Below are 22,491 nucleotides of genomic sequence, written 5' to 3' on the forward strand. Positions count from 1 at the left end.
AGAATGCTTACAAGTAGTCGCGAATAAGTGTCTCAGCAATTTGAATGCTGTTTGTCGCTGCTCCTTTGCGAATGTTGTCTGACACCACCCACAAATTCAAACCACAAGGATGAGTAATATCATTCCTGATACGACCCACATGCACAATGTCGTTGCCGCTAGCGCTGCTTACTTGCGTTGGGAATTGCTCATTTCCGTCGTAAACTGTTACGCCCGGCGCATCGGCTAAAAGCTCTTTAACATGCTGCGCATCTATTGGCGAACGCGTTTCTAAGTGAATGGCTTCAGCATGACCGTAGAAAACCGGCACGCGCACAGCCGTCGCGTTTACCAAAATACTCTGATCGCCCATGATTTTTTGGGTTTCCCACAGCATTTTCATTTCTTCTTTGGTGTAGTCATTGTCTTGGAATACGTCGATTTGAGGGATAACGTTAAAGGCAATTTGGCGACTAAACGATTCTGGCTTTACTTCACGTGCGTTCAGCAAACCTGCGGTTTGTTTAGCCAGCTCTTCCATGGCTTCTTTACCTGCACCAGAAACTGACTGATATGTGCACACGTTAATACGGTCAATACCAACCGCGTCTTGAATAGGTTTAAGTGCAACCAACATTTGAATGGTTGAGCAATTTGGGTTCGCAATAATGTTTCTATTGCGAAACTCTGCCAGTGCATGGGCGTTAACTTCTGGCACCACAAGTGGGATATCTGGCTCGTAACGAAACTCTGAAGTATTGTCGATAACAATACAGCCTTCCTCTGCCGCTAACGGCGCAAATTTTGCAGAAATGCTGCCTCCGGCTGAGAAAAAGCCAAATTGCACTAATGACCAATCGAAATCATCAGCATCTAATACTTCAATGTCTTCGCCTTTAAACGACACGGTACTACCTGCTGAACGTTTACTGGCAAGCGGATACAAACGGTTTACCGGAAAGTCTCGCTCTTCTAATAGTTCAATCATGGTTTGGCCCACTAAACCTGTGGCGCCAAGTACCGCTACGTCAAACGCTTGCGACATAATGCTTTATGCTCCTAATGTAAAAAAACTAAACCAGGCTAACGTGAAAGCCCAGTTTGGTGAATGTGTCTTGGATTTGCTTACTGGTGTTTTTTGGCAAGTGTAACGCATAGGCGCTGCACTCGCGACGCACTCTGTATTGCTTGCGCAATGTAGAGAACGTATTTGCTATGTGTGTCTCTGGCGTTTCATTATGGCCTGACGCAAACGCGTTTCGCATTATCTCATCGTCAATAGCTACATCATACACATCGTGGAATACAGCAATGAGATCCTCAATCGACAACCGCGACGCCTCAGGCGAATTTAACGCAGCTTTGATTGGGTTGTTTTTTTCTAAAAAATCGCTAAGCACTTTGTCTGGGGCTTTGCCCACTACGTCACAAATTTGCTCGTAAATCATTTGCGTACCGCGCACTTTGCCTTCTACAGAATGCCCCGCGATATGTGGTGTAACGAACCAAACATAGTCAAATAATGCTGTATTTATGGCAGGCTCATTATCGAATACGTCGAGTACCACCATTGGCGGTTTTTCCCCTTGAAGTACACTAAGTAGTGCCACTTCATCAATAACCTCACCCCGGCATGCATTTATAAGCAGCTGGTTTGACGTTAATCCTTCAAGAAACGCCTTATCTATCATCTGATATGTAGGATATTCACCGCCTTTAATAAAAGGCACGTGAAGCGAGATAACATCGCACTTTGCTATTTGCGCTAAGTCTACAAATGACTGACCGTTATGCTCCTTCTTACCAGATTTTGCTAGCGTTTTCTGTAGCGGTGGGTCGTACAGATAGTGGTTAACGCCAATTGCCGTTAAAATTCTTGATAATGCAGTTCCCACATTACCAGCACCTACTATTCCCACTGTCGCATTATATAAATCGAGCTTTTGGGCCTTTTGCGCGTGCAGCAAAACACTTAACACGTACTCGGCAACCGCAACAGCATTACAGCCTGCTGCACTGCTATGCATAATACCCACGCTATCTAAATGCGTTTTATCTAGATGATTGGTTCCCGCCGTTGCCGTAGTAACAAACTTAAGCTTGTTAGCCTTAGTCAGCAGTTCAGGGGTAACCTTGGTGGTAGAACGCAGCGCAAGAATATCTACATCGCGCAGCATTTCAGGCACAAGAGATTGCCATGCATAGGTTTCAACCTCACCTACGCTATTAAGGTAATCGGTGCCAAACGGAATGGTGTCTTCAAGAAGTATTTTCATGGCGCTAAGTGTACCTTAACTTAGGCTTTTAGTAACCCAGCGCCCTTGATTTATCTTATCGGTGATTCGTTTAATTTACGTCATTTTGATGCACGTTTGGCCGCAACATTAAAGAGACCTCCGAAGTTCATACAATCCTTTAAAACGGGAACGCTTAGAGCAAACCGCTTTAGCTCACGTTTTTTGTCCACTTCATCCGTTGCGATCATCGTATTAGATAACGTTAAACTTCACGCCGTTACTTGTCATATCCAGGGAAACGGCGTTCAACGCGTCGCTTAATACCCGGCCATGCTAACGAACCACCAGCCTGCCGGGTGACTTGATCGGCTTGTGTACGAATGCCATCTAGAATTGCCGAATGAATTGGAATAAGCGGTTTGCCTGTGGCCTGCGCTTTTAACTGAATTTCACAGGCGCGCTGCATAATAAACATAAACAAGAATGCATCGGGAATATTGTCTGCACAGGTTAAAAGCCCGTGATTGCGCAAAATCATAAATTGGGTATCGCCAAGGTCGCGAACCAATCGCACTTTTTCTTCTGGGTTTAGCGCCACGCCTTCGTAGGCATGATAGGAAAGCGACGCCAGCGGGAAAAGCGACTGTTGCGAGTAAGGCTGCAGCCCTTCTTCTAAAATGGATACCGCTACGCCTTCTGCTGTGTGCAAATGCAACACGCACTTTGCATCGTCTCTAGCCTCATGAACAGCGCTATGAATAGTAAAACCTGCTGGGTTAATGTCGTATTCACTTTCCATTACTTTGTTACCGTGAAGATCAACTTTAACCAAGCTTGATGCCGTAACTTCATCAAACATTAAACCGTAGGGATTAATCAAGAAATGATGGTCAGGCCCAGGAACACGAGCAGAAATGTGAGTAAAAATGAGATCGTCCCAACCATACATAGCAACTGCGCGGTAGCATGCGGCTAGATCAACACGGGTTTGCCATTCTTCACTGCTAACTTTCGACTTTACTGAATCTGTCATAGCTTTACTCTTTTAACGTATAAATTAATTTCATTTGGGGCGGGAGTCCTAGGTGGAAGGCTCGATACCTTGAACATTTCAATGAAACTTCCACTTACTCTCTCTTAACGCCTACATTACGCGCAGTAATTGCTATACACTGTCGGGTATACGACAGTGTAAGAAATTTGTTAAATGGAAAAATTTAAACCTGTTCTCGCTAGCTCTACTTGGTTTAGCGCGCTTCCACCCTATTTGCAGAAAGCCATGTTCGACAAGATGCGTCTAAAACACTTAAAAGCTGGGCAGCAACTGCATGCCAAAGGTGAAGACGGTGTCGGTTTTTATGGCGTATGCGAAGGCCGTTTAAGAGTGGTTACTGTGGGGGTAGATGGTCGAGAGATGCTATTCGCGTTGCTTGGGCCCGGCACCTGGTTTGGTGAAATATCGATGTTCGACGACCTTCCGCGTACCCATGATAATTTCTGTGAGACAAACTCCACCGTTGCTATTATTCAAAAAAATGCGTTTAAGACATTACTTGAACAGTACCCTGAACTGTACCCGCATTTTACTCGCCTTTTATGTACGCGAGTACGCAGCGCTTTTCAGTTTATTGACTCAAGTGCAGGGCTTAGCCTTAAACACCAGCTTGTAAAACGGCTATTGATGCTTACCACCAGTTACGGTCAGCATTTGCCCAAACACAACGCGATTACGCTAACGCTTTCGCAAGAGTCTTTGGCGCAAATGATAAATAGCAGTAGGCAAACGGTGAACCAGCTTTTAGGTGAGCTTGAAAGTGAAGGTTTGCTTAAACGACATTACGGGAAAATCACCATTTTGGAGCCAGATACCTTGTTTGGTCGTTACCAGTTTATTTGACCGAATTAATTAGCTGAAAAGCTTTAACTAATACTAGAATTCCGCTGTGAAATGGCCTTGTAGTTATTTTTCGAAAACTTAGTAATAACACAGTAGCTCTCTATTAATATTAGGGTGAGCTTGCGGTTTTACTTAGTTAGATATGGATTTGTACGTGACGCACTGTGTTGAGCGGTGCGACTTCGTTTCCTTCTTTACAGTCTGCTCAAAACAAGGAGCGGACACCGAGTTTTGTTTGTTGGCTTGATTTAGAGCCATTCAACGATGTCTTGCCCACCCAGAATTGCCATTATCTCAACTTCAATACCATTGTATCGATAGTAAATACTGTCTGAGCCATAAGCGCAGCGTCTATACCCCTGCCGAATATGGTCAACTGATTGGTATGCAGATGGATTACTTGCAATTTTTTCAAATGTCTGAAAAAAACCTTCGAAATACTTATCTGCTTGGAGTTCGCCAAATTCTACAAATCCATATGTATAAATACGCCTGAGATCCTCTTTGGCATTCAGCGATAGCTTGTAGCTTTCCATTTATCTTTTTAATTCAGCCTTAAATTCTTTCAGCATATCTTCAGGCGATTGTTCAATGAATCCACTTCTCTCTGCACTGACGAGCTTTTGATTTATTTCCTCAGCGCGTCTGGCCCGACGAATCAAATCATTCACGAGTTCACTTTTGTTTGCATACTCTCGCGTATCTTCAATATGACTTTTGAGCCACGCATCATTTTTTTCAGTCAGAGTGATACTTTGACGAGGCATGACATTTACTCCAATAGATATTAGCTGGTGCAATATTACACCAGACTTGTTTAAACATCAGCATTTTTTAATTTAGAGAAGACAAAAGCCAAAATTATCACAGGCAGCTTGAGTGACGGGTAAATGTACGCAGCCGAAGAGTAGTCTTTCTGGCAATTAGAGACAAACAGCAAACCTTCACACACTACACAAATGGTCTATAACGCGTGGGCTAAAATTAGAAACGATGTGACATAGCCCATGTATTAGCTTCGCAGCTTTCAGAACAAGCGGCTAAAGTGCAAAAGCATTTTCATCAGTGGGTAGTTAATAGAGAATATGTTTGCCTACTAATTAAAACAACTTTACCCTAACCTTCGCCTGAGAATGGTTTTTGCGTTTTTCTACAGCGAATTGACGCTTGCTCTTCATCGGAAAAAATTGAAAATAAGCGCTAACAAGGAATCGTTACAATGTATAATCTTGCAGCACGTCTAGTCGTTATTTTATCACTATTAATTGGTATAAGCGCCTGCCAACCATCTTTAAAACCTGAAAAGCCTCTAAATATCCCTTCAAAACAAACTATCGAGTTTGACCAACTATTTTCCCAATCCGATGGTATTGATAAGCCCGGGGCCTCAGTTGCAGTTCTGCAGGATGGGGAGGTTATATTTTCAAAAGGTTATGGCAGCGCAAACCTAGAATACGATATACCTGTTACGCCAGAAACTATGTTTCACGTTGCATCTGTATCCAAGCAATTTACCGTATTCGCCATTCTTCTACTTGCTGAAGAAGGTAAGTTAAATTTCGATGATGACATACGGCAATACATTCCAGAAGTGCCGGACTTTGGTCACACAATAACTTTACGACACTTAGCATCACATACAAGCGGCATGCGAGATCAATGGAATTTGTTACGTATGGCGGGTTGGCGATTAGATGACGTAATCACTACCGAACACGTACTAAAAATAGTAGCGCGACAAAAAGAGCTAAACTTCAAACCGGGAGAAGAGTTTCTTTACTCAAATACCGGGTTCACACTATTAGCAGAGGTTGTTGCGCGTGTTAGCGGTAAATCTTTTGCTCAGTTCACGCAAGAAAGGCTGTTCACTCCATTGAATATGAGTAACAGCTTGTTTTATGACGACCATCAGAAGATCGTTAGCAATAGGGCCTACTCATACGAGCCCAATGGCAGTGGCTACAAAAAAAGTGTGTTGAGCTTTTCAAATGTAGGTGCAACCAGTTTATTTACAACCGCAGAAGATCTGCTGAAATGGTCAGCTAACTACACCGAACCGACTGTTGGTAGCCCTGCTATAATTAAGCAAATGAATACTCTTGCGTCCTTAAACAATGGAGAAACATTTGGTGGCGCTTATGGGCAATTTATTAGTCATTACAAAGGTATCAAATATTTTCAGCATAGCGGCGGAGACGCAGGGTTTCGTTCGTATTTAGCTCGATTCCCTAACCAAAATTTAGCAATTGCAATATTGAATAATGGCGCAGATGCAAGGCCATGGGAATTGGCTCTGCAAATGGCTGACACGCTTTTGAAGAAAGACACCCCTCCCCCTCATAACGCCATTGCTAACGCATTTCTAGAGTCAATCTCACCTAAACAAATATCAGATTTTATTGAGTTAGATGAAGACACACTCAATGCCTATGCGGGTCACTATTGGTATAAACCAGAAGCGTACTCACGAGAGATATATTTAGAAAACGGTAAACTAATGTATTCAAGAGGCCAAGGTGACGTAAGCGAACTCGCTCCTATCAGCGAAAACACCTTCAAAATGCTGAATGTAGAGGGAGAGATTTATGTTGAATTTACTAAAGATGACGAAACAAGCTTCATGACAGTGCGGGTAGACAATATCGATACGTATGTGTCGGTTGGCTATACACCAGTCAAAATAACCAGAACCTGGTTATCGCAGTTCGCCGGCAGTTACTTCAGCCCTGAACTTTCTTCCACTTATCACTTTTCACCAGAAAATAAACAGCTGAAAATTTCTCATCACCGTCTAAGCGACCATTATATTGCGCCAGTCAAAGGTGACTTTTTTAGCTCACAAGTTGGCGATATCCTATTTGAGCGCGATGTTCATGGTGAAGTGAATGGCTTCAGAATATCTAACGGTCGTGTTCGCAATCTTTACTTTAGAAAGCTATAGGTATCTACAACAAAAAAGGGCGTAAACACAAACACTCATGGTGTTCAGGTTTACGCCCTTTTTGTTTTGAAGCTTCTTAAACGAAGCTTCGAACTTTTTGATACTAGCTGTTTCGGCTAACCGTTGTAACGCTGCATAACAAGCGTTGCGTTAGTGCCGCCGAAACCAAAGCTGTTAGACATAATTGTGTTTAACGTTGCTTCACGAGCTTGGGTAACAATATCTAGCCCTTGTGCCGCGTCGTCCAGTGTGTCGATGTTAATTGATGGCGCAATAAAGTTATTCTCCATCATCAACAAGCTATAGATAGCTTCGTTTACACCCGCTGCACCTAGTGCGTGACCTGTCAGCGACTTGGTTGCACTAATTGGCACACCTGCTTGGCCAAACACTTCTTGAATCGCCGCAAGTTCTTTCACGTCACCTACTGGCGTTGATGTACCGTGAGTATTTAAGTAATCGATAGGCGCATCAATATTTTGCATTGCCATTTTCATACAGCGAATTGCGCCTTCACCCGACGGTGCAACCATGTCGAAACCGTCTGATGTAGCGCCGTAACCTACTACTTCGCCGTAGATTTTTGCGCCGCGTGCAAGCGCGTGCTCAAGTTCTTCAACAACAACCATACCGCCGCCGCCAGAACTTACAAAGCCGTCGCGTGCTGCGTCATAAGTACGTGATGCAACGGCAGGATTGTCGTTATATTTAGAGCTTAGTGCGCCCATAGCGTCGAATTGGCTTGATAGTGACCAATGTAATTCTTCACCGCCACCGGCGAATACTACGTCTTGCTTACCAAGCTGAATAAGCTCTAGCGCATTACCAATACAGTGGGCACTAGTTGCACACGCAGAGGCAATTGAATAGTTCACGCCGCGAATTTTAAACGGCGTCGCTAAGCACGCCGATACCGTAGATGCCATACAGCGAGGAACCATGTATGGACCAACACGCTTAACGCCTTTTTCGCGAAGAATATCAGCAGAAAGCACTTGGTTTTCAGAAGACGCGCCACCTGAGCCAGCAATAATACCTGTACGCTCGTTTGAAATGTCGCTTTCTTCTAAACCAGAGTCTGCAATGGCTTGTTGCATCGCTACGTATGCGTAGCCTGCCGCATCGCCCATAAAGCGCATAGCTTTACGGTCAATATGGTCTTTCAAATCGATGTCGATGTTGCCCCAAACTTGGCTGCGAAGGCCCATTTCGGCGAACTGTTCTGAAAATGTAATTCCAGACTTACCCGCTTTAAGTGAAGCAAGTACGTCTTCTTTATTTACGCCGATGCTTGATACGATACCAAGACCGGTGATAACTGCTCTTCTCATAGTTTACCCTTTGCGTTGTTGCGGCTTATGGTAACGATTTTGAATGGTAAAGTGGTCTGCTCTGCCAATTGCCATACTCAAATTTGCTAAACTTAAGCGTTGCATTACCTGTTTTAATTCTGGGCTTGTGTGTATAAACAGGTAGTTTCCCACTTCCCTTCTTTTTCGTTTTTGCCGTCTTCGTCTAAGCTCTCTTATTCGGAATATTTCCAATGTAGCACGAATGTACAGGGTCATGACCAGCGTTAATTTATACCTTCATAAAACCTTCAAAATAGCTCTAGCGGTTTCTTTTATTGACAAAAGCGAGCTCTAAGTTTGTTCTTAAATATTTTACCCGTATCTTCTCTGGGTAGAGCATCGAGTATTTGCAACATTTTAGGCCACTTGAACCGCGCTAGTTTGCCATCTAAATACTCGTTTAGCGCATCAATCGACAGCGCATTGTCGGGTGAGCATTGAACAGCCACCACGACTTTCTCGCCATACTCAGCATCAGGCACACCGAATACCGCGCAGTCTGCAACCTCAGGCATTTCTATGATGACGCTTTCTATTTCAGCAGGAAATATATTGGCGCCACCTGAGATGATCATGTCTTTTTTCCTATCGCAAATATATAAGTAGCCATCTTCGTCCACATAACCCATGTCACCTAATGTCGTGAATTCACCAACATGTAAGTCGCTTTGCGTGCCCGTAGTATTGGTATATTTGAATGGCGCGAACATGGAAAGGTGTGCATATATAACGCCAACATCACCTACTTCGCACTCCTCTTTATCGTCGCTCAGTATTTTAATCGCGGCACCGGGAATGGGCTTACCCACAGAATTTGGCTTATCTAATGCTTCTTGAGATGAAATTAGGGTCATAAAGCCTAATTCACTAGCGCCATAAGACTCATAGAAAATTGGACCAAACCAGTTAATCATTGCTTCTTTCACGTCGCTTGGCAGTGCTGACCCTGTTGATAAGGCAAATCGCAAGCTTGAAGTGTCGTATTTACTTCTTATCGACGCGGGCAGTTTAAGTAGCCTCACCATCATGGTAGGAACAATATAGGCGTGAGTCAGCTTAAACCGCTCTATGTCTTGTAAAAAGCGTTCGGGGTCGAATTGAGGCTCAATGTATACATCAATATTACCCGCTGCTAAACAGCAGAGCGTAAGCGCGTGTGGTGCACTGTGATAAAGCGGTGCCGAGACGAAAAAGCGATCACCTATTGATAGCTGCATTAACGCTTCAGACAGCCCTTTAAATATTAAATAAGGGTCTGGCCGCGTTAGGTCTACATCTCGCTTAATACCTTTAGGTTTTCCAGTGCTGCCAGATGTGTAGGGAAACATGCCCTTAAAGCGCTTGGCCGGTTCATTGTGGCGCTTTGCGTTTGAGGCAGCTAATAGCGTATCAAGGCACAGATACTGCTCCCCGATTTTCGGTTCTGTCGCCAATTCAGAATCACCTGTAAGATGATAGCGCTCTAAAATGCTTTTTGGCGTTTTAATCGTGTATATCGCAGACAAGGTGGGAACTTGTAATAACGTTTCGTGGGCATTCCCACCCTTTAATAAATCGCGATGAGCGAACAGTACTTTAGCGCCACAGTCGTCCAGAATAGGCAAAAGTTCGGCAACGGGGCTGTGCCAATTAAGCAGAACGTAGCGCGACCCCACATATCGGCATGCCTCGACTATTTCAAATATACCGACGTGGTTTCGCATAAGAATAGCTACCACATCGTTATCGCACACACCATGTTCAGCAAGTGCACGTGCGATGATACGTGCACGATCATCCATTTCGTCTCTAGTGCGTTTGCAAATGCTTTGACCACATTGGTGAAACACGCCCGCCATACCTTCTCCCTGAACTATCCTCAATAGACTTAGCGCTAAATTTAACAAATCATTTACAACAACAATTAAATAAACGTATTGTTTTTACTGATAGATTGTTATTTGCAGAAGCAATAAGAAAAGAAGAGTTTTAAGCAGGTACAAACTTTTGCGGAAAAACAAAAAGGTGACAGGTAGAATACGCGGCCAAACGTTCGAAATTTAGATAAAACTGAAGATTGCTGTGTTATTAAAAAAGCCAAGAACCATTGCTCTACGCATTTTCCAAAGTGCGGTACCCCGACTTTCTTTCGTAGTGGCTGCCTTTATCATTGCTTCTGCAGCGACTGTCTCTTCAACAGCTGCGCCTATCGTCCTCCCCGCGCTACCAGAGCCAGTTTCAAACAATGCCGTAGCTTCTGTCACCATAAACGACACGCAATATGTAATTAGTTTTATGGGGCTGGGCAAAGGAAAAACCCATAAAGATGTGCACAACCGTGCTTGGCAGCTTGTTATCAATAACAAAGATAAACCTTTACGGTGGCAGGCTCTTTCCCCCGTTCCATCCAGCCTTGCGCTAAAAGGCCGCTTGGCATCAGTAGCAGTGGGCGTAAAAGACAGCGTTTACATTTTTGGCGGTTACACGGTTGATGAAGATCACAATGAAATTAGTACGCCAGATGTTTATAAATACGCTCCTGTAACAGGGGAATATACGCTATTAACGCCTATGCCCGTGCCTGTTGATGATGCAACTGCTTTAGTTTACCAAGACCGTTACGTGTACTTAGTTTCTGGCTGGCACAACGATGGCAACGTAAATCTTGTGCAGGTTTACGATACGCAAACCGGCCAATGGCAACAGGCGAGCCCTTTTCTTGGCAATCCGGTATTCGGTCAAGCTGGCGGCATCGTTAACAGCACTATGGTAATTTGTGACGGCGTTTCTGTAACACCGCACAGTGATAAACGCCGCAGCTTCGCGCCAGAAACCGCCTGCTTTAAAGGCGTAATTGATAAGCAAAACCCTTTAAAAATTGATTGGCGTACACTTGACCATCCAACGGGTACTGCGCGCTATCGCATGGCGGCAGCGGGAGATAAGGCCACCAATAAAATCTATTTTGTTGGCGGCTCAATTAATCCGTACAATTATAATGGCATCGGCTATAACGGCGAGCCTTCAACAGCAGATGACGCCATATGGACCTTTGATATTGCCGAAGGCACTTGGGTTATCTCGAAAACAGAAGCTGAAGCACCTACGATGGATCATCGCGGATTAATTAACGTTAATGGTTCGTGGAGCACTATTGGCGGTATGCTTGGCGCACAGCACGTGACCAGTAAAGTAATTCCTCACTTTTCAACACTCGAAGAAATGTCTTGTTTATCTAAAAGCCAGGCTAATTCTGGCGCTTCAAATCAAGCATCGGATGGGCAAGCTGATGAAGTAGTGAAAACTGCCCCTAGTTCAAAGTGCCAACACCAAAACAATATAAACGGAGAAAAATAAACAGTGAAATCTAAGCATGCACAGGTTCATTTTAATGAGAGCGGTACGCCTGTCGCCGACCATTTTGACGACGTTTATTTTTCTAACGACAGCGGCATTGATGAAACCCAACACGTTTTTGTTGCAGGCAACGACCTTGCTGAGCGCTGGCAACAGTGGCGCAATCCTACTTTTGTCATCGCCGAAACTGGTTTTGGAACTGGGCTGAACTTTTTGGTCGCCATGCGTGCCTTCAACGAATTTAAAGCAGCAAACCCTGACCATCCGTTAAAGCGCCTGTATTTTATCACCACGGAAAAGTTTCCACTGCCTCAACAGGATATGCAGCGTGCGCTAGAAGCTTTTCCTGCTCTTAAAGACGAAGCGCAAGCACTCGCTTCACTTTACCCCATGGGCCTTGAAGGTTGTCATCGCCTTCATTTTGACAACCATTCAACCACACTCGACTTGTGGATTGGTGATGTTCACGAACTTCTACCTCAATGGCATTCTCCTGTAAATGGCCTCATCGATGCCTGGTTTTTAGATGGTTTTGCACCAAGCAAAAACCCTGATATGTGGACCGATGCACTGTTTAGCCAAATGGCTCGGTTGTCAAAAACAGGTACAACCTTTGGAACCTTTACCGCCGCAGGCATCGTAAAACGTGGGCTTGCTGGTGTGGGTTTTACCATTAAAAAACGCAACGGTTTTGGCCGTAAGCGTGACATGCTCACTGGCGTTTTTAACCAAAAAAATGAAAATGTGCAGCATAAACTTCGCCTGCCTGCTGGCCCCTATTACAGGTACGCTAACGGCAGCTTAGATAAAACAAGTAAAGTCGCAGTAGTCGGTTCCGGCCTTGCTGCAGCTACAGCATGCCTGGCTTTAGTAAATCGCGGCATTAGCACTACTTTGTATTTTGATGGTAACACCCTTGCAAGCGGCGCGTCTGGCAACCCGCAAGGCGGTTTTTACCCGCAGCTTCATAGCGAAGCAAGTATTGCCAGCCGCATTCAGGCGCACAGTTTTTTATATGCGCGCCAACGCTACGACCACACCATTGAACATGCAAAAGTCTCTGGCCTAGCCGACGTTGCCCATGATTTCTGTGGCGTTATTCAACTAAGCTTTAACGACAAGGTAGCAGAACGCCAAAATAAACTGGCAGCAGCCGACGTATGGCCTGAAGCTTTGATTAAGCCCGTGGACAGTAAAGAGGTGAGCGATATCGCTAACCTAGCTCTTCCCTACTCTGGCTTATACATTGGTTTGGGCGGATGGATTTCTCCTCCACAGCTAGTTACTGGCATGATTGAAGAAGCACTTCAAAGTGGCAAACTCACGCTGAAACCCAATCATACCTATGTATCTCATGAGGCAGTTGAGACAACAAAGCAGCGGGTGCGGATTCGCTTTAACTTAGATAGCGCTGAGAATGAAGAAGTTATTACTGCCGATCATCTTATCCTAGCCCTTGGTGCAGGTGCGGTAAACGCTAGCGATTTTAACAGCCTATCCCTTCGCCCTGTTCGCGGCCAGGTTGAAGCTATTCCCACCCAAATGCCAATTGAACAGCTTAACACTGTGTTGTGTCACAAAGGCTATATGACACCTGTATTCGAAGGTCGACATGCGTTAGGTTCAACCTACGTTAAAAACGACTTAAGTACCGATATACGAGGCGATGAAACTGAAACGAACCTTGCCACACATGAACAGGCGCTAGCAAACACCGACATTGTGCAAGCATTACACCATGACGGTAAAGCCAGAGCTGCTACCCGTTTAGGTTCACCCGACCACCAGCCTGTTGTCGGTGCACTACATAACTTTGACTCATTAAAAGAACACTACACTATGCTAGGCGTGGGCAAACCGTTGACTAGCGCGCCAGTGTTGCCAAACAGCGTAGTTTCCACCCTTACTTGCCTTGGGTCTCGAGGGTTAACCACAGCGCCTTTAATGGCAGAGGTCTTGGTGAGTAGTCTATGTAATGAGCCGCTACCTTTAAGCAACGATCTGCTTAATGCTGTAAACACAAGCCGCTTTATGACTCGCGAAGCGATTAGAAGTCAGGGTTAATAAACGGAGAGGCCTTTGTGAAAATCCTCCTGTACCTAGACCCAAAAGATAAGATGTTTAGAGGTTTTAAAGCGAACATGAAAGGAGTTCGCTTTTATAGACAGAGCGCAATTAAAGTAAATGGCTAGTTAACACTAGCCATTTTATTCAAATCCATCACGATAAACGCAGGAATGTATACGTTGGCGCTGGCTACCACTTGTTTATTTTCCAGCGACACGATACGGGCGTTTACGCGTACGCCTCTGTCATCTTCAATGATGGTGCCGGTTACAACATGGTCCATTTCAACCTGTTTAGCTAGCGCAGTACCATCTCGAGTAAGAACAAAATCGCCGACTGGCGTTACAGTAATGCCACCTGCAAGCTTAAAGTCGACAACCGCTAACCCAAAGTCTTGTAGCTCGGCTATTAGATACTCTGAAAGCTGATTGCCTAACACGGTGCTGTCGCTCAACGACTGATTAAGCCTAACAAAACTCGCCACACCCACCATATCTTGCTGCGTAAGACGGGTTGCATTGTCCATTAACTCCATCGCAAGTTGCGAGGCGTAATCATTTAAGCGCTTGTGCGTCTGTGAAGGTGAATAGCCATGGTGTAATGGGTCTTTATAGCCGGGGGCGACTTCCACGTGCTGTTGATATTGTCTATCGCGAGAATCTGGTGTGTACTCCAGCCCTGAGCGGCTTGGTACAGGCACTGGCTCGGCGTGATGCGTAATTTCACCGTCTTCACCTAACCAAAATGAGCCAATAGATTGTGTGCTAGTACACCCTGTCATACATACACTTAGCATTACGCCAACGGCTGCCCAACTGCTTGACACAAGCTTCTTTGTAAACACCATGCTGAAACTCCTAGCCGCGACTTAGCTTAACGCCATCGCGCATACCGTTTTGCTGGCTACCGTCACTTGGAATAAGTGCATCTACTACGTAGAACGGCACTAACATTTGCGCAGTTGCCACCACCGCGCGCGACTCCATGCCTAAAATACGGGCATTAACTAACACGCCACCTTGGTGCTTGGTCATGGTTCCGGTAAGTACGTATTCTATAGGAAGGCTGCTGCTCAATTCCAAATAGTCTCGGCTTAATACAAAATCGCCATCGTCAGTAATGCGAATATACTCGGTGGCTTTGAAGTCGATAACGGGTACGCGGAATTTATGCAGTTCGTGAACAAAAGATTCCGCCATCTGACGACCTAGCAAATCCGTTTTCTGCAAGTCAGTATCTAGTAGTGCGAAATGGGTTACACCAATAGGTGTCTTGTTATTCACATATTCCATATTGGCAATTAAGTCTTGCGCCATGTTCTTCACATAGTCGCCAATATGCTTGGTTAGAGGTCGACCTTTATACGCGCCCTGTACGCTCGAATACAAAGGAGGTTGACCGATAGCGCCATACGCGTCCATACCCTGAGACTGGGTATCACTGGTATTTTCAACTGGCTTTGAGGGAGCGCGGTCGGCGGCAGTAATATCAATCACGTTCATGGCCGGGCGCTGAGGCGCTTGTTCGGCTACCTCTTCTTCCCCCATCATCATAGAGCACCCGCTGACGCTTAGCAGTGAAGCACAAAGCGAAAGCGCCGCGTATTGATTTCGTCTTTTCATGGGGTTACCTCGTACCTTCAGTTCTGTATAACTTGCCGTTTCTGGTGGTTACTTGTTCTTCGCGCCAAAACAGTTCGGCAGGGAAAAAGCGTGTTGCTGCAGCGACAATGTTTTTATTTCTAGCGTTGATAATTCGAGCGTTAACCACCGCGCCAGACTCTTGATAAACCATAGTGCCGGTTATATAAAAATCGACGCGCTCAATGTTGGAAAGCTGGTCGATATCGCGGGTTAACACTCTGTCGCTTTCGTTACTAACAATTATATCGTTCGAAAGCTTAAATTCTTGAGTAGAAAAGCCTCTTTTCGTGGCCTCAGTAATCATTCCCTGTTCAAGTTGATGACCCAACAACATTAGCGGATGTTGATGATCAGCACTGTATTTCATAGTATCGGCAGGTACAAAGCCAACTACCGCATAGCGAGACTGACGTGCTGGACCCACATCAGCAAAAAGTTCGTTTGCCAACATATAGGTATGGTATTCCACATTCCCCAATGCAGATACGTCGCTGGCATCGGTTTGCGCAAATTGACTCTTTGGTTCGTCAGATGAAGAGCAACCAGAGAGTAAGCCCAAGAGAAGCGCGGTATATGCCAAGGCTTTCGCGACCAAGCGACCATTTTCTGTCAGCAAAGCGTGAGAGACAGGTTTTGTCATACTTTTCATTACACGTGTCCAGTGAAAAACGTCAAATTTCTATCGGAAAGAAGCAAAAACTCATCGAAAAACAGTGATCAGCTGCTACGCAAACCGACATTTTCAGTGTCTTTAAGCAGGCTCTGCAAAATTCACACCAAAGAGAGGCTGCAGGTAGCATTATGAGCGCTACTTTTAAACGTGTTAGATAAGGCGGCTACTTTCAGGGGGATATATATTTTTTCAGTGCTGAAAGAATTTAATATTCATCGCCATACAACCCACAAAAAGCGGAGGCGACTTGCCGCCTTAGGACAGAAAGCTGCCGATAATTAATAGGCAATGATCATAATGCCAAGTGACCAAAAAAAACTTGAGGACTCTTGGGACTCTCATGCCGCGTTAATGACCAATTAGCTAAGTAAACCTGCACATGCCTAAACCTAAACTTTCACCATCACGAGGTTCAAAACCGAATTTAAGATAAAAACTCTCTTTACCGTGCGCAGCCAACAAACCAATCGTTGCGCCAGGTGCGCAGCAAGACTCTAAATGTCTAATTAACGTGTTCATTATTTTCGATCCCAAGCCTTTATTCTGATGGTCTGGATGAATAATGACGTCTTGAATATAAAAATACATTGCGCCATCGCCAATCACCCGACCACAGCCTACAAAGTTGTTGTCGAGGTAAATTGTTGCCCAAAACAACGAGGCATCAATACTTTTTTGAACAACCGATAGACACGGGTTACTCCATCCAATCAATTTTCTTAAACTGGCAAAGTCTTCAACTGACGGAGGGCTTTCTTTAACGGTGTAATTCATATGCATCATTCGTCATTCCGTCCCTCGTTCTCGCCAAAGCTAGCTACCTAATTCGGTAATGTGAAGTAGTTCGCCCGACGGGCCCCACAGATAGAAAACACTTCCCCAATGTTGTTGCTCAATTGATGAAATTTTCGTTTTATGTAACGAGCGCGAGCACAAATCAAAAGCGTACTGAATATCTGCTACACATATTTGTAGCATAAAGTTATTCGCCAATTCAGGATTATAAAAGCGCTGAAGAAAGAAGAGACAATCACCATTTTCAAACAGTGTTAGGTCTTCATTTACGTATTCTGCATTAAATCCAATCTCAGAATAAAATGCTTTAGAAATGTCGTAGTTTTTGCTTGGAATAAAAGTCTTAATATCTATGACATCCATATCTTGAGATCCCTCGCATTTCGCTGCTTTAAATTTAAATCGTGGCTAAATGGCAATAACAGCAAGCATATCTTCGCCATCTTCATCTAACCCCACCTCTTCGAAACCAAAGCTTGAATAGAAGGCTTTGGCGACAGGATTCTTGGGGTTATAGCATATCTCTATCTGTTTGAGCTCAGAAGTTTGCTTTATAAGCGTGATAGCTTGAGATAAAGCAACTCTGCCAATTCCATTATTCTGATGGCTCTCATCAATCATAAAGCGCCAAATGGACACTTTGGTTGGCGTTTCCTGAACCCACATGAAGAACCCTACGGGCTGGTCGTTGCAATAAATGGCTTTGCAGGTATGGTTCTCGTTGTAAAAAGACTCAACCAACGACCACATATTGCACGCAACAAAGGCTTGCTGATTTTCCGCCACATCCAAGTCACAAACCTGCTCATAGTTAGATTTGTTTATTTCTTCCAGTGAAATTTTCATCCTGTTTTCTTTTTCCAGTTAATTATTAAGAACAAATAAATAATTGTGGCTGATTTGGTATTTTAAACTTTCTTATCAGCAATTGAAGTAAGTAATTTCGCTATTCATTGTGATATGTTGTTCTTGGTTCGTGTTTTAATCTTTATAGTATAGTGACACGTTTTACAGGAACTGTTGGTTAAGAGCATAAGGAATAGCGCTTTTGACAGAGGTCATCTTCCCCATAACAAGCACAACATCTTTCAGTTATTGAAATAAGGATATTTATATTGAAAAAACTCTCTTTTGTTTTGACCGTAGCACTGTTCACTACTGTGGGTTACTTTATCGGTTCGTTAACCAGTGAGCCACTAATTCAGAAGAAAGACCAAGCAACTAACCTGAACAATACAGCAGTTCCCCTAGCGGATAAGTCAGGCTCAACTTCGTATCAAGCACTGACTTCAGCGGAAGAACTTATGGTGACGAAAATTGATACTGACGCTGAGCTAAAAAATGAAAAGCTAACTAGTAATGAAACCAAGGTTCACGCTTTAATTGAACCAGAAGAACCCATTGACGATACAAGTCACATTTTGAAGGTCAATAACGACGTTGCCACATTGGATACTAAGCGTTTAGGTTCTTTAACTATTACAGAATTAAGGGGCCTTGTAGAGACGATAAAGTTTGCTCCAAAAACTAGTGAAACCCTTTCAATAGAAAGCGATCTGCAAGATTCACTTATCGACAGACTAAATGAGCAAGACGCAGCACTGTATCAAGAGGCCGTTTGCAATAATGACCTTTGTGCAATAGAGGTGGTGTCAGATGACGCTGAAATATTAAATAGTCTAGTAGATGACTTAATGTTTGATGCAGACATTTCGTCCAGTATGCAAGGAGGCTTTGTTAGGCTATACAGTGAAGATAATCAGCACGTTGCTACATTTCTTGGCGTCAGAAAAGGTAAGGCATCAACTGTAATAATCGCCAACTGAGTAACCCCAGTCGCCTTTTATTTTACTAGCTAATGCCTTCCCTAGCCAGATTCTGTCTGGCAGTCTGCAGCTTCTATTTGTATTTACCGCTCGACCAATTCCATGACTATAAGGACAGGGCGAGCCTTAGAACCAATGCCGCAAGGTACAACCCTAAGCCAAATACTGCATGGTTTAAAACGCTGTGTAGACGGACAGCGCTAGGATTAGGCGTTTTCGATGCCGCAATACCCGCCCCCATACCTGGCTGCAATATAAAGAACGGTGCAACGACTGTAGCGATACCGAGCGCCACTGCTGGACCCAGCGTCGGTTCGAACAACCAAGATTCTCCGCATATGAAAATAAGCAGTGCTGCATAGGCAATTCCAATTAGGTAATGGGCTGTCCACCCAATAGTACTTTCCCCGTGAACAGCATGGGCACTTGAAATAGAAGTATGACGAACCTGCCCTTTTCTCATGTGCCCTATCCAGCGCCCCACCATGCCCCAATTGGTAGGGGCAATACCAAACAATTGCTTTCTCAACAAGGCCCATAAATCCATCACTAAAGTAGCTCCAATACCTATCAGCAAGATAAAAACAATACTTTCCATATTCACTCTCAATAACTAGTTTCAATTAACATGAGATGCTAGCCTACAACTTCAAGTTAACTTTAAGTCAAGTGCCTTTATGGGTAACAAGTATGGAAATATCTCGAGTAGCAAAAAAGTCAGGAGTGTCGGCATCAACACTGCGCTTTTATGAAGAAAAAGGCCTTATCAAATCTATTGGTCGACAAGGTATACGTCGCGTATTTAGCTCAAACGTACTAGAGCGCCTTGAATTAATCGCACTAGGCCGCGCAGCAGGTTTTTCACTGGAAGAAATTGCAGGAATACTAGGAACCGATGCAAAGCCTGATATAGACCGCGCTCTACTACTTAAAAAAGCGAACGAATTAGATGGAACAATCAAAAAATTAGAAGCCATGCGTGATGGTCTGCAGCATGCAGCTGCTTGCACGGCACCGAGTCATTTGGAATGTCCGAGGTTTCGTCGATTGATGAACCTTGCAGCCGCAGGGGTGATTGAAGGCGTTGCCGCGAATAAAGCAGTAAAATAAATATCCGTATCAATGGAAACCACTCAACGCTTTGCGGGTCCTAAAGTCACCATCGAAGAGCTATCTCAAAATGGCAAAAATATGGCTATCGTAAAAACGTTCGTTTTTAAAAATAGCGCGTTGCAATATCGCTTCTTGCTTAAACCCTACATCTAGCAGCAGCTTTTGCGAAGCAAGATTGGATGAAAATACACAGGCAAAAATGCGCTCTATACTTGTGTTTGAGAAAGTAAGAGCGATAATTTGGCGCAGCGCGTCACGCATAATCCCTTTTCGCCAATGTGATGAACAAAGCCAGTACCCGACCTCTCCGGCTCTTTCATATTCAAAGTTTCCTGGGTTAACACCAATACACCCTACTAACTCGCCGTCGTACTCTACAGCTCTTATAAAACCTTCTTTGCTCCCCTCTTGAATCCACCATGTGGCATCTTCTTTTGTATAAGGGCTGGGAATTTTTGTCGACAGAAATTGCGTGACCGACGGTTGATTCAAAATATCTACCAGTCTACCCACATCGCTCATTTTAAAATCTCTGAGTGTTACCTTGCTCACTATTTTATTCCCTTAGCAAGCATCCAATGCTGCATTTACCTTATGAGACTAACTTACCAGCTAGTTCTGGCTTCAGAAAGTCTTATTCACCATTGACACGTAATCAGAAAACTTCACAATGGTTCTACACCATATTCACTCGCGATCATTAATGCTGTACCTTTCTGAATTTCAAATAAAGCTTTCTAATCAATACATTACTCCTGCATTTTCGCTAGCGCTCTGTACTGAAAGTGCGCCGTCGCACTTCCTTATCGCAGGCAGAAACAGTAGCGGAAAGTCACTCTTAATTTCCGCGCTTGCCGGTAGTGGGAAGGTCGTAAGCGGTAGTCGTGAATGTAGTTCGGTTGTTGCAGAAGTATCGGTTTTTAAACAGCAAGCGTTAATTGAAGAAGAAAAACAAAAAGACAGTGCGGATATTTTAGACGTAATAGCTGAGCCAACACAGGTTCGCGAACTATTCGCGGGCATCAATAAAGATTACCAAAGTCATCGTTATTACAACGAGCTAGCCTCTGCGCTTAGAATTGAGCATTTGCTAGATAATGGGTTTCTTTCACTTTCAACAGGTGAAACCCGCAAGATTATTATCATGTTGGCATGGTTAAGTAATGCCTCTATTATTTTGCTTGATGAACCCTTCGAAGGTTTAGATGTTGAAGCGATAAGCGCATTTAGTCGCTTTCTTGTCTCTCAGCAGCAAGCTTCTTTAGTACTTACCGCCAACAAACTCGCAGATATTCCCAAGAATATGCAAGCCCAGTTGATTGTCATGGATGACTTGGCTATTACGTGGAAATCTGAAGATAAACTTAACTATGACGGTTTGCGCTCAGAATTAAGCACCTGGTTTGCACTAGAGTCTGATGATATCAATGTTCCCTTAGCCCTTAACGCTAAAGACAAGCACGGCGATGACCCCAATCGCAATGACCGAAACCTCAATGAGCAAAACAGTGAGTTAGATTCACTACCTCATACCTTAATTCAGCTTAAAGATGGGTTCGTGCGCTTCGATGAGCGAACCGTATTTGAAAAGCTTAACTTTACGCTTAACAAAAATGAGCATTGGCAGATCACTGGTCCAAATGGGTCAGGCAAAACCTGTTTGCTTCAAATGTTTACCGGTGATAATTCCCATTGTTATATCAACGATTTAACAATGTTTGGCATAAAACGTGGCACAGGCGAGAGCATATGGGACATTAAAAAGCACATTGGAATTATGTCGAATGCGCTCCACATGCAGTACAAAGTGAATGCAAGTGTTGAGCACGTTATCATTTCAGGCTTTCACGACAGTATTGGTCTGTACACTCGCCCCACGCTAGCGGAACGCATGGTGGCAGAGCAGTGGCTTGAAGTACTGGGGTTGAAACAGAAAAAGAACACGCCGTTTCAGTCACTGTCTTTTGGTGACCAGCGATTAGTACTTATTGCACGTTCTATGGTTAAGCACCCCGCCGTGCTTATTTTGGATGAACCTTGCAATGGTTTAGACGACTTCAACCGACAGAAAGCGCTTAAGCTTATTGATATATTGGCTAGGGCTGGCACAAGTACACTGCTGTATGTGAATCACCATGCAGAAGAACGCATTCCTAGCATTCACAATACGTTAAATATGAAAGACTATAATGTTTAAGGGTATATGTTGAAAAACTTGGCTTTTCAGGTCTTCGCTAAAAAGGTGTGGCACTTGCCTGTTAGGCAATTAGCCTTAAAGCTGGAAGCTTAAAAGCGGATATTTAAGAAGATTAGCGAGGCTAGGTACCGAGAGAGAAAAAAGCGCTATCACAAGGGAAAACTCATGGAAAAAGTGATAGCGCCGAAGTAACCGAGGGTGAGGTACAATAAGTACTTAAAAACTACATGGGATCCAGGGTAAGCAACACGCGATGAGTACCAGAGATGACTTTGCAGGACCGGTGCACGGCGGCAAATTCTTCATGGCCCTGCCACGACTTACCTTTAAGTAAACTGTACTAGCTCAGACTTGATCTGACAGTTACCCGTTTTTTCAGGTGTCGCTGTCAGTTTAGATTTGAGCTAGATTCTTCTCAGCCCAAGTCCGTTTCCC

22 protein-coding genes and 1 pseudogene are annotated in these 22,491 nt (G+C 44.1%); 7 read left to right on the forward strand and 16 right to left on the reverse strand.

Going from position 1 to position 22,491, the window contains the following annotated elements:
• Positions 1 to 7: 7 nt before the first annotated feature.
• The 3 genes from MHN02_RS17120 to MHN02_RS17130 form a co-directional block, all read right to left on the reverse strand.
• Positions 8 to 1,024, reverse strand: coding sequence for an aspartate-semialdehyde dehydrogenase (locus tag MHN02_RS17120; protein ID WP_014979671.1), 1,017 nt, complete (start codon positions 1,022 to 1,024; stop codon positions 8 to 10).
• A gap of 28 nt (positions 1,025 to 1,052) precedes the next feature.
• Positions 1,053 to 2,255, reverse strand: a complete 1,203-nt coding sequence (locus tag MHN02_RS17125; RefSeq protein WP_039222668.1) for a 4-phosphoerythronate dehydrogenase — start codon at positions 2,253 to 2,255, stop codon at positions 1,053 to 1,055.
• A 238-nt stretch (positions 2,256 to 2,493) separates the two neighbouring features.
• The gene (locus tag MHN02_RS17130) at positions 2,494 to 3,249 is read right to left on the reverse strand and encodes a class II aldolase/adducin family protein (RefSeq protein ID WP_039225270.1); all 756 of its coding nucleotides are present in this window, start codon (positions 3,247 to 3,249) and stop codon (positions 2,494 to 2,496) included.
• Positions 3,250 to 3,423: 174 nt separating this feature from the next.
• Between MHN02_RS17130 and MHN02_RS17135 the strand changes: the two genes are divergently transcribed.
• Positions 3,424 to 4,113 (forward strand): Crp/Fnr family transcriptional regulator, encoded by a 690-nt coding sequence (locus MHN02_RS17135; RefSeq protein WP_239247473.1) that lies wholly within the window; start codon positions 3,424 to 3,426, stop codon positions 4,111 to 4,113.
• Between the two features lie 248 nt (positions 4,114 to 4,361).
• Here the strand turns inward: MHN02_RS17135 and MHN02_RS17140 are convergent, their stop codons facing one another.
• Both MHN02_RS17140 and MHN02_RS17145 read right to left on the reverse strand, forming a co-directional pair.
• A complete protein-coding gene (locus MHN02_RS17140; RefSeq protein WP_136782926.1) occupies positions 4,362 to 4,649 on the reverse strand; it encodes a type II toxin-antitoxin system RelE/ParE family toxin in 288 nt (95 codons plus the stop codon).
• Positions 4,650 to 4,880 (reverse strand): CopG family transcriptional regulator, encoded by a 231-nt coding sequence (locus tag MHN02_RS17145; protein ID WP_110288631.1) that lies wholly within the window; start codon positions 4,878 to 4,880, stop codon positions 4,650 to 4,652.
• Between the two features lie 452 nt (positions 4,881 to 5,332).
• Between MHN02_RS17145 and MHN02_RS17150 the strand changes: the two genes are divergently transcribed.
• On the forward strand, positions 5,333 to 7,054 hold the full coding sequence (locus tag MHN02_RS17150; RefSeq protein WP_239247475.1) for a serine hydrolase domain-containing protein: 1,722 nt from the start codon (positions 5,333 to 5,335) through the stop codon (positions 7,052 to 7,054).
• 116 nt (positions 7,055 to 7,170) lie between these two features.
• Here MHN02_RS17150 and fabB read toward each other — a convergent pair whose 3' ends face one another.
• Together fabB and MHN02_RS17160 are read right to left on the reverse strand one after the other, a co-directional pair.
• Positions 7,171 to 8,385: a beta-ketoacyl-ACP synthase I gene (fabB, locus tag MHN02_RS17155; RefSeq protein ID WP_014949953.1), complete on the reverse strand. Its 1,215-nt coding sequence runs from the start codon at positions 8,383 to 8,385 to the stop codon at positions 7,171 to 7,173.
• A gap of 293 nt (positions 8,386 to 8,678) precedes the next feature.
• Positions 8,679 to 10,244, reverse strand: coding sequence for an AMP-binding protein (locus MHN02_RS17160; protein WP_239247476.1), 1,566 nt, complete (start codon positions 10,242 to 10,244; stop codon positions 8,679 to 8,681).
• A 223-nt stretch (positions 10,245 to 10,467) separates the two neighbouring features.
• Between MHN02_RS17160 and MHN02_RS17165 the strand changes: the two genes are divergently transcribed.
• On the forward strand, positions 10,468 to 11,742 hold the full coding sequence (locus MHN02_RS17165; RefSeq protein ID WP_171337650.1) for a galactose oxidase: 1,275 nt from the start codon (positions 10,468 to 10,470) through the stop codon (positions 11,740 to 11,742).
• A gap of 3 nt (positions 11,743 to 11,745) precedes the next feature.
• Entirely contained in the window at positions 11,746 to 13,806 is a 2,061-nt protein-coding gene (mnmC, locus tag MHN02_RS17170; RefSeq protein WP_171337651.1) for a bifunctional tRNA (5-methylaminomethyl-2-thiouridine)(34)-methyltransferase MnmD/FAD-dependent 5-carboxymethylaminomethyl-2-thiouridine(34) oxidoreductase MnmC, read from the forward strand.
• Positions 13,807 to 13,930: 124 nt separating this feature from the next.
• On the opposite strand, the gene MHN02_RS17175 is transcribed toward mnmC, so the two are convergent.
• The 6 genes from MHN02_RS17175 to MHN02_RS17200 all read right to left on the reverse strand — a co-directional run bounded on the left by MHN02_RS17175 (position 13,931) and on the right by MHN02_RS17200 (position 17,766).
• Positions 13,931 to 14,656: a FlgO family outer membrane protein gene (locus MHN02_RS17175; protein WP_239247477.1), complete on the reverse strand. Its 726-nt coding sequence runs from the start codon at positions 14,654 to 14,656 to the stop codon at positions 13,931 to 13,933.
• 10 nt (positions 14,657 to 14,666) lie between these two features.
• Complete coding sequence (locus tag MHN02_RS17180; RefSeq protein WP_014949957.1) at positions 14,667 to 15,431, reverse strand: FlgO family outer membrane protein; 765 nt, start codon at positions 15,429 to 15,431, stop codon at positions 14,667 to 14,669.
• 4 nt (positions 15,432 to 15,435) lie between these two features.
• Positions 15,436 to 16,101 (reverse strand): FlgO family outer membrane protein, encoded by a 666-nt coding sequence (locus tag MHN02_RS17185; RefSeq protein WP_014976894.1) that lies wholly within the window; start codon positions 16,099 to 16,101, stop codon positions 15,436 to 15,438.
• A 387-nt stretch (positions 16,102 to 16,488) separates the two neighbouring features.
• The gene (locus MHN02_RS17190) at positions 16,489 to 16,908 is read right to left on the reverse strand and encodes a GNAT family N-acetyltransferase (protein WP_239247478.1); all 420 of its coding nucleotides are present in this window, start codon (positions 16,906 to 16,908) and stop codon (positions 16,489 to 16,491) included.
• Between the two features lie 30 nt (positions 16,909 to 16,938).
• Positions 16,939 to 17,283: a lactoylglutathione lyase gene (locus MHN02_RS17195; RefSeq protein WP_014979682.1), complete on the reverse strand. Its 345-nt coding sequence runs from the start codon at positions 17,281 to 17,283 to the stop codon at positions 16,939 to 16,941.
• A 45-nt stretch (positions 17,284 to 17,328) separates the two neighbouring features.
• The gene (locus MHN02_RS17200) at positions 17,329 to 17,766 is read right to left on the reverse strand and encodes a GNAT family N-acetyltransferase (protein ID WP_239247479.1); all 438 of its coding nucleotides are present in this window, start codon (positions 17,764 to 17,766) and stop codon (positions 17,329 to 17,331) included.
• Positions 17,767 to 18,035: 269 nt separating this feature from the next.
• On the opposite strand from MHN02_RS17200, the gene MHN02_RS17205 reads away from it, so the two are divergent.
• On the forward strand, positions 18,036 to 18,746 hold the full coding sequence (locus MHN02_RS17205) for a hypothetical protein (protein WP_239247480.1): 711 nt from the start codon (positions 18,036 to 18,038) through the stop codon (positions 18,744 to 18,746).
• 106 nt (positions 18,747 to 18,852) lie between these two features.
• Here the strand turns inward: MHN02_RS17205 and MHN02_RS17210 are convergent, their stop codons facing one another.
• A complete protein-coding gene (locus tag MHN02_RS17210) occupies positions 18,853 to 19,344 on the reverse strand; it encodes a DUF2938 domain-containing protein (protein ID WP_014979685.1) in 492 nt (163 codons plus the stop codon).
• 92 nt (positions 19,345 to 19,436) lie between these two features.
• Here MHN02_RS17210 and MHN02_RS17215 point away from each other — a divergent pair, with 92 nt between their 5' ends.
• Positions 19,437 to 19,856 carry a helix-turn-helix domain-containing protein gene (locus tag MHN02_RS17215; RefSeq protein WP_014979686.1) on the forward strand — a complete coding sequence of 140 codons (420 nt, stop codon included), beginning with the start codon at positions 19,437 to 19,439 and terminating at the stop codon, positions 19,854 to 19,856.
• 60 nt (positions 19,857 to 19,916) lie between these two features.
• Here the strand turns inward: MHN02_RS17215 and MHN02_RS17220 are convergent, their stop codons facing one another.
• A complete protein-coding gene (locus tag MHN02_RS17220; protein ID WP_336246523.1) occupies positions 19,917 to 20,411 on the reverse strand; it encodes a GNAT family protein in 495 nt (164 codons plus the stop codon).
• Positions 20,412 to 20,529: 118 nt separating this feature from the next.
• On the opposite strand from MHN02_RS17220, the gene MHN02_RS17225 reads away from it, so the two are divergent.
• On the forward strand, positions 20,530 to 22,056 hold the full coding sequence (locus tag MHN02_RS17225; RefSeq protein ID WP_336246524.1) for an ATP-binding cassette domain-containing protein: 1,527 nt from the start codon (positions 20,530 to 20,532) through the stop codon (positions 22,054 to 22,056).
• Positions 22,057 to 22,279: 223 nt separating this feature from the next.
• Here MHN02_RS17225 and MHN02_RS17230 read toward each other — a convergent pair.
• Positions 22,280 to 22,381: pseudogene (locus MHN02_RS17230) on the reverse strand (DUF1826 domain-containing protein); the annotation flags it as partial.
• Positions 22,382 to 22,491: the final 110 nt, after the last annotated feature.

This window comes from Alteromonas sp. CNT1-28 (genome assembly GCF_022348345.1).
Lineage (GTDB): Bacteria > Pseudomonadota > Gammaproteobacteria > Enterobacterales > Alteromonadaceae > Alteromonas > Alteromonas macleodii.